The 13,199-nt window shown below is 34.7% G+C and carries 11 protein-coding genes; 6 read left to right on the forward strand and 5 right to left on the reverse strand.

Going from position 1 to position 13,199, the window contains the following annotated elements; translation table 11 throughout:
* Position 1: 1 nt before the first annotated feature.
* The 3 genes from EW15_RS06785 to lysA are packed head-to-tail and all read right to left on the reverse strand — an operon-like array spanning position 2 to position 3,065.
* On the reverse strand, positions 2 to 772 hold the full coding sequence (locus EW15_RS06785) for an isoprenyl transferase (RefSeq protein WP_038653485.1): 771 nt from the start codon (positions 770 to 772) through the stop codon (positions 2 to 4).
* Positions 769 to 1,671, reverse strand: a complete 903-nt coding sequence (gene cdaA / locus EW15_RS06790; protein WP_038653487.1) for a diadenylate cyclase CdaA — start codon at positions 1,669 to 1,671, stop codon at positions 769 to 771. The genes EW15_RS06785 and cdaA overlap by 4 nt, the downstream gene beginning before the upstream one ends.
* A gap of 29 nt (positions 1,672 to 1,700) precedes the next feature.
* Entirely contained in the window at positions 1,701 to 3,065 is a 1,365-nt protein-coding gene (gene lysA, locus EW15_RS06795) for a diaminopimelate decarboxylase (protein ID WP_038653490.1), read from the reverse strand.
* A gap of 97 nt (positions 3,066 to 3,162) precedes the next feature.
* Here lysA and rimI point away from each other — a divergent pair, with 97 nt between their 5' ends.
* The 5 genes from rimI to EW15_RS06820 all read left to right on the forward strand — a co-directional run bounded on the left by rimI (position 3,163) and on the right by EW15_RS06820 (position 9,061).
* Entirely contained in the window at positions 3,163 to 3,618 is a 456-nt protein-coding gene (gene rimI / locus EW15_RS06800; RefSeq protein ID WP_038653494.1) for a ribosomal protein S18-alanine N-acetyltransferase, read from the forward strand.
* 188 nt (positions 3,619 to 3,806) lie between these two features.
* Entirely contained in the window at positions 3,807 to 6,374 is a 2,568-nt protein-coding gene (locus EW15_RS06805; protein WP_038653496.1) for an ATP-dependent Clp protease ATP-binding subunit, read from the forward strand.
* Between the two features lie 20 nt (positions 6,375 to 6,394).
* Complete coding sequence (locus EW15_RS06810; protein WP_038653499.1) at positions 6,395 to 7,498, forward strand: iron-containing alcohol dehydrogenase family protein; 1,104 nt, start codon at positions 6,395 to 6,397, stop codon at positions 7,496 to 7,498.
* A 20-nt stretch (positions 7,499 to 7,518) separates the two neighbouring features.
* Complete coding sequence (locus EW15_RS06815) at positions 7,519 to 8,421, forward strand: alpha/beta fold hydrolase (RefSeq protein WP_052041195.1); 903 nt, start codon at positions 7,519 to 7,521, stop codon at positions 8,419 to 8,421.
* Positions 8,402 to 9,061, forward strand: coding sequence for a hypothetical protein (locus EW15_RS06820; RefSeq protein ID WP_225866543.1), 660 nt, complete (start codon positions 8,402 to 8,404; stop codon positions 9,059 to 9,061). Before EW15_RS06815 ends, EW15_RS06820 begins: the two co-directional genes overlap by 20 nt.
* Before the next feature lie 5 nt (positions 9,062 to 9,066).
* Here EW15_RS06820 and EW15_RS06825 read toward each other — a convergent pair whose 3' ends face one another.
* Positions 9,067 to 9,954, reverse strand: coding sequence for a phosphatidate cytidylyltransferase (locus EW15_RS06825; protein ID WP_038653501.1), 888 nt, complete (start codon positions 9,952 to 9,954; stop codon positions 9,067 to 9,069).
* A 98-nt stretch (positions 9,955 to 10,052) separates the two neighbouring features.
* The gene (locus tag EW15_RS06830) at positions 10,053 to 11,447 is read right to left on the reverse strand and encodes a lysine decarboxylase (protein WP_038653504.1); all 1,395 of its coding nucleotides are present in this window, start codon (positions 11,445 to 11,447) and stop codon (positions 10,053 to 10,055) included.
* 100 nt (positions 11,448 to 11,547) lie between these two features.
* Between EW15_RS06830 and EW15_RS06835 the strand changes: the two genes are divergently transcribed.
* Positions 11,548 to 13,194, forward strand: a complete 1,647-nt coding sequence (locus EW15_RS06835) for an AarF/ABC1/UbiB kinase family protein (RefSeq protein WP_038653507.1) — start codon at positions 11,548 to 11,550, stop codon at positions 13,192 to 13,194.
* Positions 13,195 to 13,199: the final 5 nt, after the last annotated feature.

Here is a 13,199-nt window from a genome sequence, read left to right on the forward strand (position 1 = left end):
GTTATACACCACCAAATCTCCTTCTTCTAGATTGATAGTCAAGTAATGCCTTGGTAAGAGTATCGGCGTTAAAATCTGGCCATAATACGTCTGTGATATGGATTTCAGCATAAGCTAATTGCCACAAAAGAAAATTACTTATCCTTTTTTCTCCACTAGTTCTAATAAGTAAGTCTGGATCAACCTCACTAGCTGTAAACAACTCAGAAGCAAATACATTTTCATCTATCAATGAAGGATCTAATTCGCCTTTTACCGAACGTTCTGCCAACTTTTGAGCAGCTCGTACTAATTCCCGTCTTCCCCCATAATTTGTACAAACATTAAAATGAATACCTTTACTATTAGAAGTTGATTCAACCGACTCTTTAATTAAGTCCTTTAAGCCAATAGGCAATGGGTCAAGATCACCCAAGAAATTTATTTTTACTTCTTCGAGTTTTAAATTAGTCAATTCCCGCTTAAGAACACTTTCAAAAAGTGTCATTAAAAAATTTACTTCTTCACTAGGTCTGGACCAATTTTCAGTTGAGAACGCATAAACTGTTAATGCGCCTATTCCCCAATTACTACATAGATGCAAAGTAGTTTTTAAAGCCTCAACCCCAGCGGTATGTCCAATCGTCCTTGGTAAACCCTTTTCTTTTGCCCACCTACCATTTCCATCCATAATTACCGCAATATGATCAGGCATACGAAGACGGTCCAAATCTTTAGGTAATGGCGATACCTTTCTAGAATTATCGGTGCTTATTACAGAAGGGTAAGTCAATTCAAAGACTCCTTGCTGTCATTATTTTTCACAAGATTAACTCTGGATTGAGCAACTTTAGTTTCAATATTAGAGGAAGTTGTTTTCAATGAAGAATTAATGCTGTTGGACTTAGATCCAGATGCATTTGCAGGATCCAACAATTCCTTCAAAAGGTCAAGTAATCGACTGCTTGTAATAGGTCTTTCAAGTCGTCCTTGATTGGCTAAGGATAAAGTACCTGATTCTTCTGAAACTACAACACAAATACATCGATCAAATCGTTCAGTTATCCCAAGAGCTGCCAGATGCCTGGTTCCGTATCTACTAATTCCTTGCCTTGAGAGGGGCAAAATTACCCCTGCTGAAATAATTCTATTTCCCTTCACTAAAACGGCCCCATCATGCAAAGGGGTGTCACCCGCAAAAAGATTTAATAGCAATTCAGACGATAAATGAGCATCAATCGGTACTCCAGAGAAAAGGAAATCTTCTGGGCGCAAGTCACTTCCCATATCAACAACAATTAATGCTCCCTTTCTATTCTGCGATAAACGACCTGCGGCTTCAGTTAATTGAGCGAAAGTATTAGAACTTGCCCGAAATTCTTTTTGAGTATTTCCAAGAATCACAGCTAATCGTCCAGTACCTAATAATTCCATTAATCTCCTTAATTCTCCTTGCCATAAAATTGCTAAAGATAATGAGCAAGCTAAAACCAAGGCATCAACAAGCTTTGAAGTGATTGGTAAATTTGCAAACCTCTGAACGAACCACGCTAATGAAACTAAAAAGAGGTAACCTCTCAAAAGCCATAATGTCCGTTGCTCTTTAACTCTTGTAAAAAGAAGCACTCCAAGAGATGAAGCAAACAAGACATCAAGGAAAACACGAAAGTTTATAATCCACCAGAAATTCACTCCTGCACCCCGATGTTACTTAAACTTACCTAATTCTTGGGAATAAAGCGATCAGGTAATACATCTAATTGCAATAGATCTTCAGGGAGTTCTCTTCTTTGAGTCAACTCGGCCGAACCTTTCCCAACCATAATTGTCGCAGGTCTAGGTATTCTGTTGTAGTTGGAACTCATTGAATAGTTGTATGCACCTGTTCCAAACACAGCAAGAAAATCACCACTCTCACAAGACGGAAGAAGAAAATCTTTCAATAAAACATCTCCGGACTCACAATGCTTACCAGCGATAGTAACTTTCTCAAAATTTGTATTTAATGGTTTATCTACTAAACAGGCACTATATAAAGACTGATAAGTTATTGGGCGAGGATTATCACTCATACCTCCATCAACAGATAAATAAGTTCTAACACCAGGAACAACTTTTTTAGATCCTATCTGGTAAATAGTGAGCCCCGAATTAGCGACAAGAGATCTTCCAGGTTCACACATCAATCTTGGCAAATCTAAATTTCTATCGTTGCAGGCCTTAACAACAGCACCAGCAATCACCTCAACCCATTTTTCAATAGAGGGGGGATTATCTTCTTGAACATATTTAATCCCTAAACCACCACCTATATTTAGATCAATTATTGAGTGACCAATTTCCTGTGCAAGTTTTAAAGCATCAGCCATAACACCAGCAAGATCAATATGTGGTTGAACCTCAAAAATTTGAGATCCTATATGAGCATGTAAACCAGTTAAATTTGCCCAGTTATATGTTTTTAATTCTAGTAAAACAGACTTAAGCTCATCGGGGTCAAAACCAAATTTGCTATCTAAATGTCCAGTCCTAATATATTCATGAGTATGACATTCAATGCCAGGAGTAAACCTCAACATTAACTTTGCTGGTTTTTTCTCAGAGGCAATATTTTTTAGCAACTCAATATCGTGATAATTATCTAAAACAATCGTTACGTTATTTTTGTAGGCAAAATTCAATTCATCTTGAGATTTGTTATTTCCATGGAAAACGATATCTTTCCCTTTTACTCCACCCTTTAAGGCAGTAAGCAATTCACCTTCTGAGACGGCGTCAAGTCCAAATCCTTCAGAAGCAATAACCGCACAAATAGCCATTGAGCTATTTGCTTTTGAAGCATATAAAGGAAGTGAGTCTCCTGGGTAATGTTTTTTTAAAGAAGAAATATAAGTTTTGCATGCACGCCTAAGGGTCAACTCATCAAAAACATAAAGAGGTGTGCCATATTTTTTCGCGAGTTCACTAAGTTGACATCCCCCAACAACTAATTTTTTGTTCTCATTAATTTCAGAAGAGATCGGTGCTATATTTCGATTTGGACTATCTATATCCTTATTGGGTTCAAAAGCATCTGATCCTTCCATAGAAATTTTCACTTTAATATTTAGCTAATCTAGAGATCAATCAACAAATTAGTATTATAAAAAAAAAAAAGATTAATTAATTTAGTAATACTTGGATATGAATCTCACAATAATTCAACTTGGGATAATGCATTTGAATGATTGCATGGATCTAGACCAAAAATCATTAAATGGTATTTGGACAAAATCTCAATGGGAACTAGAACTTACTGACCCTAAAAGGATTTGTCTAGGAGTAATAGAGTTCGAAACTAAAAAACTTTTAGGTTTATGTTCTGCTTGGTTAGTAATAGACGAATTACAAATAACTTTTATAGCTGTCGATCCCAGGAAGCAAAGAAAGGGACTAGGAAAATTTCTCTTGTCAAACTTAATCAAACGTTCAAAATCACTTCAAACAAATCATATACATTTAGAAGTTAAAGACAATAACGAGCCAGCTAAAGCTTTTTACAAATACATGGGCTTCAAAATGGTCGGTAATAGATCTAATTTTTATAAAGATGGAAGAGATGCTCTTATTTTGAAAAAAGAAACCAATATCAAATCATAAAATCAATGCTTAAGTACGGTTTACCGAAATACAAAAACAAATAAAAAGGGATTTCTTTGCATCAATTAATACTTTTAATTATTTTTCAACGAACACTTAATATTTACCCTTTATAAAAAAAAACTTAACCGTACACATTTCACACTTAACCCTGATAAATTGGATTAAATAGTAAAGGTAAAAGCTAAATGTTTGAGAGGTTTACAGAAAAGGCTATAAAAGTTATTATGCTTGCCCAAGAAGAAGCAAGACGCCTTGGGCATAATTTTGTCGGAACAGAACAAATCCTTCTCGGGTTGATAGGTGAAGGTACTGGTGTAGCAGCTAAAGTTCTCAAATCAATGGGGGTCAACCTAAAAGATTCAAGGGTAGAAGTTGAAAAGATAATAGGAAGAGGCTCAGGATTTGTTGCAGTAGAAATTCCCTTCACACCAAGAGCAAAAAGAGTACTTGAACTTTCATTAGAAGAAGCTCGTCAACTAGGGCATAACTATATAGGTACCGAACATCTATTACTTGGTCTCATAAGAGAAGGAGAAGGAGTAGCTGCAAGAGTTCTTGAAAATCTTGGTGTTGATTTAACAAAAGTCAGGACTCAAGTTGTCAGAATGCTTGGTGAAACCGCAGAAGTTACGACAGGATCAGGCTCGTCAAAAGGATCAACGAAAACGGTAACACTTGACGAATTTGGAACAAACCTTACTCAGCTAGCTAGTGAATCAAAGCTTGACCCAGTAGTGGGAAGACATTCAGAGATTGATCGTGTAATTCAAATACTTGGAAGAAGAACCAAAAATAATCCTGTTTTAATAGGAGAACCAGGAGTAGGTAAAACAGCTATAGCTGAAGGACTTGCACAGAGAATTCAACAAGGAAATATTCCTGACATTCTTGAAGAAAAAAGAGTATTGACCCTTGATATTGGTCTACTTGTAGCGGGTACAAAATATAGAGGCGAATTTGAAGAAAGATTAAAGAAAATAATGGAAGAAATTAAATCGGCTGGCAACGTAATTCTTGTTATTGATGAAGTTCATACATTGATAGGAGCAGGTGCTGCTGAAGGAGCAATTGACGCTGCAAACATATTAAAACCTGCTCTAGCGAGGGGAGAACTTCAATGTATTGGAGCTACAACTCTTGATGAGTATCGAAAGCATATTGAAAGAGATGCTGCATTAGAGCGAAGATTCCAACCTGTAATGATTGGAGAACCTTCAATTAAAGACACAATCGAAATACTTAAAGGTTTAAGAGAGAGATATGAGCAACATCACAGACTGAAGATTACGGATGAAGCTCTCGATGCTGCTGCTAATCTTGGTGATAGGTATATTTCTGATCGTTTTTTACCTGATAAAGCTATAGACCTCATAGACGAAGCAGGAAGCCGAGTCAGATTACTCAACTCCAAATTGCCTCCTGAAGCTAAAGAAGTTGATAAAGAATTAAGAAAAATACAAAAAAGTAAAGAAGAAGCAGTCAGAGATCAAAATTTCACCCAAGCAGGAGAGCTAAGAGAAAAAGAAGTTGAACTTAGAGATAAAATAAGAAATCTATTGCAGAATATAAGACAAAAACCCTCATCAAATGAGAATCCCGATACTAATAATATTCCACAGGATAATAATGATGCATCCGAGCAAACTATTACTCAGTCTGAAGACTTAAAGGTTTCTCAACCAGTAGTTAATGAAGAAGACATTGCTCATATTGTTGCTTCATGGACTGGTGTTCCTGTTCAGAAATTAACTGAGAGTGAATCAGTCAAACTTCTAAATATGGAAGAAACATTACATCAAAGACTGATAGGTCAGGACGAAGCTGTAAAAGCTGTTTCAAAAGCAATCAGGAGAGCAAGAGTGGGCCTCAAGAACCCAAACAGACCTATTGCCAGCTTCATTTTTTCTGGTCCAACGGGAGTGGGGAAAACTGAATTAACAAAGGCTTTAGCAGCGTATTTCTTTGGTAGTGAAGAAGCAATGATACGTCTAGATATGTCTGAATTCATGGAAAGACATACTGTTAGTAAATTAATAGGATCTCCTCCTGGTTACGTAGGTTTTAATGAAGGTGGACAATTAACAGAAGCTGTAAGAAGAAGACCTTATACAGTAGTTTTGTTCGATGAGATAGAAAAAGCTCATCCAGATGTGTTCAATCTTCTTCTTCAATTACTGGAGGAGGGGAGATTAACAGATTCAAAAGGAAGAACTGTTGATTTCAAAAATACTTTAATAATAATGACTTCTAATATTGGATCTAAAGTTATAGAGAAAGGTGGCGGCGGATTGGGATTTGAATTTTCTGGTGAAAACTTAGAAGATTCTCAATATAATCGAATTAAATCACTGGTAAATGAAGAATTAAAGCAATATTTCCGCCCTGAATTCCTCAATAGATTAGATGAAATAATTGTATTCAGACAGCTTTCCAGAGACGAAGTTAAAGACATCGCAGAAATAATGTTGAAAGAGGTATTCTTAAGGATAAAAGAGAAAGGTATATCTTTAACTGTTTCAGAGGATTTCAAAGAAAGATTAGTTGAAGAAGGATACAATCCTTCTTATGGTGCAAGACCTTTAAGAAGAGCAGTGATGAGGCTATTGGAAGATAGCCTTGCTGAAGAAGTGTTATCTGGGAGGATAAAAGACGGAGACAAAGCTGAGGTAGATATAGATGAAAGTAAAAAAGTAATTGTTAAGCATCTTGGGAAAAATGGTTCTAAACCAGAATTAGCAAGCGCCGCTGTTTAACTTTTAAACAGAAAATTAATATGTTAACAACTAAGCACAGCATTTCACCTTCAAATGTCATTAGAGGGGAGGGTGCATGGCTTAAATCATTAGATCTAATAGCTAAATTATGCAAAAAGCCTTTAATAATTGGCAGAAGTAGCTCTACCAAAAAAATAAGAACCTCATTCAAAAATGATCTTCTATTAAAAGGCCTTCAATCAATCTCTATCGATCTAGAGTATGATTGCTGTGAAATAGATATCCAAAATGCATATCTAATTTCAAAAAACAATCACTGTGATGGGATTATTGCTGCAGGAGGTGGGAAAGTACTTGATGCAGGGAAACTAATAGCCGATTTACTTGGCATTAATTGCATAACTGTTCCATTAAGTGCATCCACATGTGCTGGATGGACTGCTTTATCTAATATTTATACTCCCGATGGAAAGTTCGTAAAAGATGTAACTTTAAAAAGCTGCCCAAACTTATTGATCTTTGATCATAAAATTGTTAGAGCCGCCCCACCAAGAACACTTGCCAGCGGGATGGCAGATGCTGTCGCGAAATGGTACGAGTCATCCCTAACAAGTAGTTCAAGTCAAGATGGTTTTGTTCAGCAAGCAGTTCAGATGGCTAGGGTTTTACGCGATCAATTATTTTTAAACGGTCACAAAGCTTTCTTAGATCCATTAAGCAATTCTTGGGAAACTGTTGCAGAAGGATGTGCTTTAACTGCTGGGATAATAGGAGGGCTTGGTGGCTCTAGATGCAGAACAGCAGCAGCGCATCCTATACACAATGGATTAACGCAACTTACATACACAAACAAACCACTTCATGGAGAACTTGTTGGATTTGGCTTGCTCGTACAATTACATCTAGAAGAAAAAAATTCAAACAGCCAATTACCAAAACAAGCTAAGACACAACTTTTAGATTTCTTCTCGCAACTAAATCTTCCTATTTCAATTGAGTCTATTTGTTTTAGAAATATTACCTCGAATGATTTATATAAAGCATGTGAATTTACCTGTAATGATGACTCTGATATTCATAAATTACCTTTCCCAGTAAATGAAAAAGACCTTTTAGGGGCTATTCAAAGTTTAAAATCCATGCCAACAGGCTCCAAAATATAAATAAATAATACTTAAGAGCTTTGAATCAAGAAGTAAAGAAAAATATAGATGCATCAAATGCCACAAAGGCATATATAAATGAAATACGAAATAAAATTATAGACAATCAAGCTAGAAAACTTTTTGAAGATTTAAAATGGATAGAATTAGAGAATATTTCATCAAATAAATCTGATTTATTTCCAACAGTTTTAACAGGTAAAGGAAAGAAAATCATTCTTATTCATGGCTTTGATAGCTGCTTTCTTGAATATAGACGTCTAATACCTATTCTAAAAAAGAAAAATAAATTAATCATTCCAGATCTATATGGATTTGGTTTTTGCCCTAGATCTAGTGGTAACAAGTATGGGTTTAAATATATAATGAAACACTTGAATTCTATTTTAAATTATTTTTCAAATAATCAACCTATAGGAGTAATAGGTGCCTCAATGGGAGGAGCTTTAGCTCTAGAACTAGCGAGACAAAACCCAAAGAGGATCAATAAATTACTACTTTTATCACCAGCAGGCTTAGCAGGCAAAAACCCAAAGATCCCATGGCCATTGAATCATTTGGGGGCCTTTTTCCTTAGTCGACCTTTTGTCCGAAGAGGATTGTGTAAACAGGCATTCGCTGATCCAACAAATAGTGTTGGTCCTGCAGAAGAACAAATCGCCTCAATACATTTAAAAGTTCCTGGTTGGCAATCATCACTAGCAGACTTCGCCGCAGATGGTGGAGTATCTGGCTGTGGACTCCCAAAACCAACTCAAGCACTAAAAATAATTTTAGGTAAATATGACAGAATCATTCCTAACAACGAAAAGGAAGAAACCTTCAGGAATTATCATTCAAACATAGAAATAGCCTTAAATTCAGGACATCTTCCACACTTGGAAGAACCAAAATTAGTTGCGGATGCTTGGGCAAAATTTTAGAAATAAATTGATAGCCAAATGGACTAAAGAGAAAGGAGTTTTTACTAAATTATTAGAGCAGGGTATAAAAATCTTACTGATAAAAGAATGTAAAAAGATTAGAAACATTAAAATAGATATTACGTCCACTTCCACTCAAATCATTAAAGGTGAAATACAAAAAATTAAAATTTCCGCTGAGGATATTAATTATAAAGATGTTTTTTTTGATGAACTTCGCCTAGAATCAGATAATCTTAATATTAATTTTAAATTAACAACTAAAGAACTATTTTTCACAAATGACCCTTTAATTGAATTCAAAATCTCATGGTCTCAAGACTCACTTAAAAAAATTCTATTATCAAAAAATTGGAATTGGATTGGAGATAACATTAGCAAGGAAATATTAAACAAAGAAAAATTAATAGATATAAAAATAAAGAATGCTCAGTTGTTAATGAGAGCTTCTAAAAAGGATATTGATATAAATCAAGATGAGAAGATTAACATTAAAACAGAGAAAGGTAAAGTCTATTTAGAAAATAAAACATATAATAAGAAAATTCAAATACCGATTGAAGATAAAATTTATATTAAAAATATAAATATAGAAAATAACTTAATTAATGTTTTCGCAAGTTCTTCTATTAGTTTTTAGTTATTTCAGGATATAATTAATGGTGATAGTAATAACACTATATAAAATACAATGGCTGGAGTAAATAAATAACTATCTATTCTATCGAGAATGCCTCCATGACCAGGTAAAAAATCACCTGAATCTTTTAAGCCTGCATTCCTCTTCAACATTGATTCTGTAAGGTCTCCAACTAGAGAAAATAAGGCTACTAAAACACCAATAAAAATTCCTATTAATATTCCAAATTCCCATCTAAGTAGATAGCCGAAACAGGCTCCTATAAATATTGAGAATAATAATCCACCAATAACTCCCTCAATAGTTTTAGAAGGTGAAATTGGTGATAATGAGTGATTACCAAACTTCTTACCAACAAAATAAGAGCCTATATCAAATCCAACTATCATAAAACATGTAGAAAAAGTTATTAGCATCCCAAAAGTAATAGATGATGACCAATCAGTGGGAATCAAGTTAAAATTATTTGTTAAATCAGTCTCTAAAAGATTTCTTAACTTAATCCAATGACTTGGCAAGAAACCTAAATAAAATAATCCGAATATTGATGCTGCTACATCAGCAATGGAACCAGTAACAGGTTGGAGTAATAACCAACCACAAATAGCGGCACCAGATAATGGCAAAATAGCATCTGATATTTCAATAGATATATATCCTTTAGAAGATAATTGAGTGAAGAAAAGTAATATTTGACATGCTAACAATGTTGTCTTAGTAGCTGGTCTTATCCCAGTAAATTCTGCCATCCGAAAGAACTCTAGAAGAGCCAAATGAACAATTAAACTTATTGCAACAGAAAACCACCAATCTCCAAGAGAAACTATTAAAAAACCAAAAGCTCCAACGATAAGTCCACTTAATAATCTCTTTTTCGAAACAGCTAAAAACATTAAATTAGGTGAAAAAATATAGATTTCGTTTATAAAACATACTTAAAAGGGGTTATTAATAATAAATTTTATTATAGCTGATGAGTAGATATTATTAATCAAGAAATAACTCTTACAAAATCAGAAATTTGTTCAGGCCAAAAGCTTTTTTGCTCTATCAACCAATCAACACGAGCTTCGTCCAAAATCTCACCAGGAATCAATAAAGGTATTCCAGGAGGATAAGGGCAGACCATCTCAACAGAAATTCTTCCAATAGAATCTTTTAGATTTACCTTCTCAAAATCTGATCCCCAAGAATCAGAACATGGCTTGTATGGCTTAGAGACGATACTGAAAGGAGGTCTTTTGAAAAAACAAGGTTTTTGTTTACAATAAGATGAAAGGATTTGATTCCAAATTCTTACAAATCTTTTGCCTAATCTCTTGTGAGATGAGAGGCCAAGACAAAAAGTTAGAGTTCCTGGCTCAGCCAACTCTCCAATTATTCTTTTTTTCATAAAGCTTTTATCAACTTCAATACCACTTAAACCAAATTTTGACGTGTGGAGAATTATTTTTAGTGGATCATTGTTCTCAAGGAGAGGAACTTCTTTGTTAATCAAAAAATCTTTCAATACCTCAGCTTCATCTATACGCGATCTCAGTTTCTTTATCCCATTAGGTTCAATAAGTTCCTTTATTGAACTTTCACAAGAAGCTAACAAGAGAGAACTTGGGCTTGAAGTTTGAAGTAACTCAATAGCTCTCTCTATTTTAAATGGATCTACCTTGTCGCCTTGCGACCATAAAACCGCAGATTGAACTAAACTTGATGCAGATTTATGAAGAGAGTGAACAACAAGATCTGCACCAAAAGATAGAGCTGACTTAGGTAAATCTGGTCTTATTTGACTGATTAAGTAAGCTCCATGAGCTTCATCAACCAAAACTGGCAAGGAATGAGAATGAATCTCTTTAATCAAAGATTCTATATCTGCACAATATCCTTGATATGTGGGGTTAACTAAAACTACCGCTGCTATATCCTCTTCAAATTCTTTTGCTTTTTTTAAAACCCTCTGTAGCCATTTCCTCTCAAGAACAGAGGCATGGCCCCTATCAGTGAGATAAGGGACATCGAAAAGTAATGGTGTTAAGCCTCCAAAAAGGCATGCTTGAATACAGCTTTTATGAATATTTCTTGGCATGAGAACAGCTTGACCAGGACGAGCTAGAGCAAGCAATGAACTTTGGAGTAGACCTGTCGCACCATTAACTCCATACCAACATCTATCAACACCCACTTCATAGGCAGAAGACTTTTGACTTTCGGCTATTGCTCCTTCACTAATCAACGGGCCACCTATCTCAAAAAGCTCAGGCAAGTCCCAAATACCTGGTCTAAGCCTCAATAAGGTTTTTATGTTTTTTGGTAGAGCATTTCCTCTTCCATGTGCTGGTAAAAAAAGATTTTCGTTTCTATTAGCAGAAAGCAAGTTTAAAAGCCCCATAGAATAAAACATTTACCTAAAATCAATGTAGTTAAATTGATCAGTAAGCAAATCAAAAGAACTTTTTAGATGGGTAGCTAAAAGAACTTATGATGAATTCATGAAATACGATTTCAAAAGAGATTTAACCTGGTTGATTTTAAGGCCATGGATATTGGTCCCTAGATTTATTCAGATAGTTGGTGCAATATCACTTCTACTAGCAAGACTCATATTTCAAGGTTCAAGCAATGAAGACAAAACTCAAAAGAAACTAGCTAAATTTCTACTTAAAACACTTATTGATCTTGGCCCCTGTTTTATAAAAGTAGGGCAAGCACTTTCAACTAGGCCAGATCTAATAAGAAAAGATTGGCTGGAAGAATTAACAAACCTACAAGATAATTTACCCTCATTTTCTCATGAAAAAGCACTTGAGATTATTGAAAATGAGCTAGGGAAACCAGCAAATGAACTTTTTGAAGACTTCCCATCTAAACCAATAGCCTCAGCTAGTCTTGGTCAGGTTTATAAAGCAAAATTATTTAGTAATTATTGGGTAGCAGTAAAAGTTCAGAGGCCTAATCTGATTTTCAACATTAGAAGAGATATAGTAATTATAAAAATACTTGGTGTCCTCAGTGCGCCCATACTTCCATTAAATCTTGGGTTCGGATTAGGTGAAATAATAGATGAGTTTGGAAGAAGTTTATTTGACGAAATTGATTATAAAAAAGAAGCGAATAATGCTGAAAAATTTTCAAACCTCTTCCACAACAATAATTCAGTAACTATACCAAAAGTAGAAAGACATTTATCAACTATAAAAGTACTAACCACAAGCTGGATTGATGGCACAAAACTAAAAGATAGAAATGAATTAATTCAAAATCATTTAAATCCATCAAAACTTATAAGAACTGGTGTTATCAGCGGCATACAGCAATTATTGGAATTTGGATATTTTCATGCAGATCCTCATCCAGGAAATATGTTTGCTTTGGAAGGTCATAATGGTGACTTAGGAAACATAGCCTATGTAGATTTCGGAATGATGGACTCAATTTCAGAGGTAGATAGATTAACTCTTACTGGTGCAATTGTTCACCTAATAAACAATGATTTTCATTCTGTTGCAAAAGATTTTCAAAAGCTAGGTTTTCTAAGTAAAGATGAAGACCTTAAGCCTCTGGTACCTGTATTAAAAGAAGTGCTTGGGAGTGCAATTGGTAAAGATGTTGCATCTTTTAATTTCAAAGAGATTACCAACAAATTCTCTGAATTAATGTTTGATTATCCCTTTAGAGTCCCCGCAAGATTTGCATTAATCATTAGAGCAGTAATCAGCCAAGAAGGACTTGCTATTCGATTAGATCCTGATTTTAAAATTATAGATTTGGCATATCCATACGTAGCTAAAAGATTATTAACTTCAGATACTAATGAGATGATAAACATACTATTAGACGTCATATTTGATCAGAATGGACACTTAAGAGTTGAGCGAATAGAAAATCTATTTGACGTACTAGTCCAAGACTCGAGCACACCAGCTAAAGAGCTAATACCAGTAGCAGGAGCAGGTTTAAAGCTTCTAACCAGCTCTAGAGGCTCATTAATAAGGAAAAATTTATTAATGAGTATTATTAAAGACGAAAGGATTGATACTAAAGATATGAAACAATTAATTAAACTAGTACGGAAAACCTTCAATCCTTTAAGAATGGCTTCAGGTCTTAGAAAACAAAACAAGACACAAGTTGCGTAGATGAT

The organism is Prochlorococcus sp. MIT 0801, from assembly GCF_000757865.1.
In the GTDB taxonomy this organism is placed as follows: Bacteria; Cyanobacteriota; Cyanobacteriia; order PCC-6307; family Cyanobiaceae; genus Prochlorococcus_B.

Coding starts and splice junctions, on each gene's coding strand:
- lysA (WP_038653490.1), bottom strand. CDS start 3,065: ATGGAAGGATCAGATGCTTTTGAACCCAATAAGGATATAGATAGTCCA.
- EW15_RS06820 (WP_225866543.1), top strand. CDS start 8,402: ATGCTTGGGCAAAATTTTAGAAATAAATTGATAGCCAAATGGACTAAA.
- EW15_RS06830 (WP_038653504.1), bottom strand. CDS start 11,447: ATGGGGCTTTTAAACTTGCTTTCTGCTAATAGAAACGAAAATCTTTTT.
- EW15_RS06825 (WP_038653501.1), bottom strand. CDS start 9,954: ATGTTTTTAGCTGTTTCGAAAAAGAGATTATTAAGTGGACTTATCGTT.
- EW15_RS06835 (WP_038653507.1), top strand. CDS start 11,548: ATGAAATACGATTTCAAAAGAGATTTAACCTGGTTGATTTTAAGGCCA.
- rimI (WP_038653494.1), top strand. CDS start 3,163: ATGAATCTCACAATAATTCAACTTGGGATAATGCATTTGAATGATTGC.
- EW15_RS06805 (WP_038653496.1), top strand. CDS start 3,807: ATGTTTGAGAGGTTTACAGAAAAGGCTATAAAAGTTATTATGCTTGCC.
- EW15_RS06810 (WP_038653499.1), top strand. CDS start 6,395: ATGTTAACAACTAAGCACAGCATTTCACCTTCAAATGTCATTAGAGGG.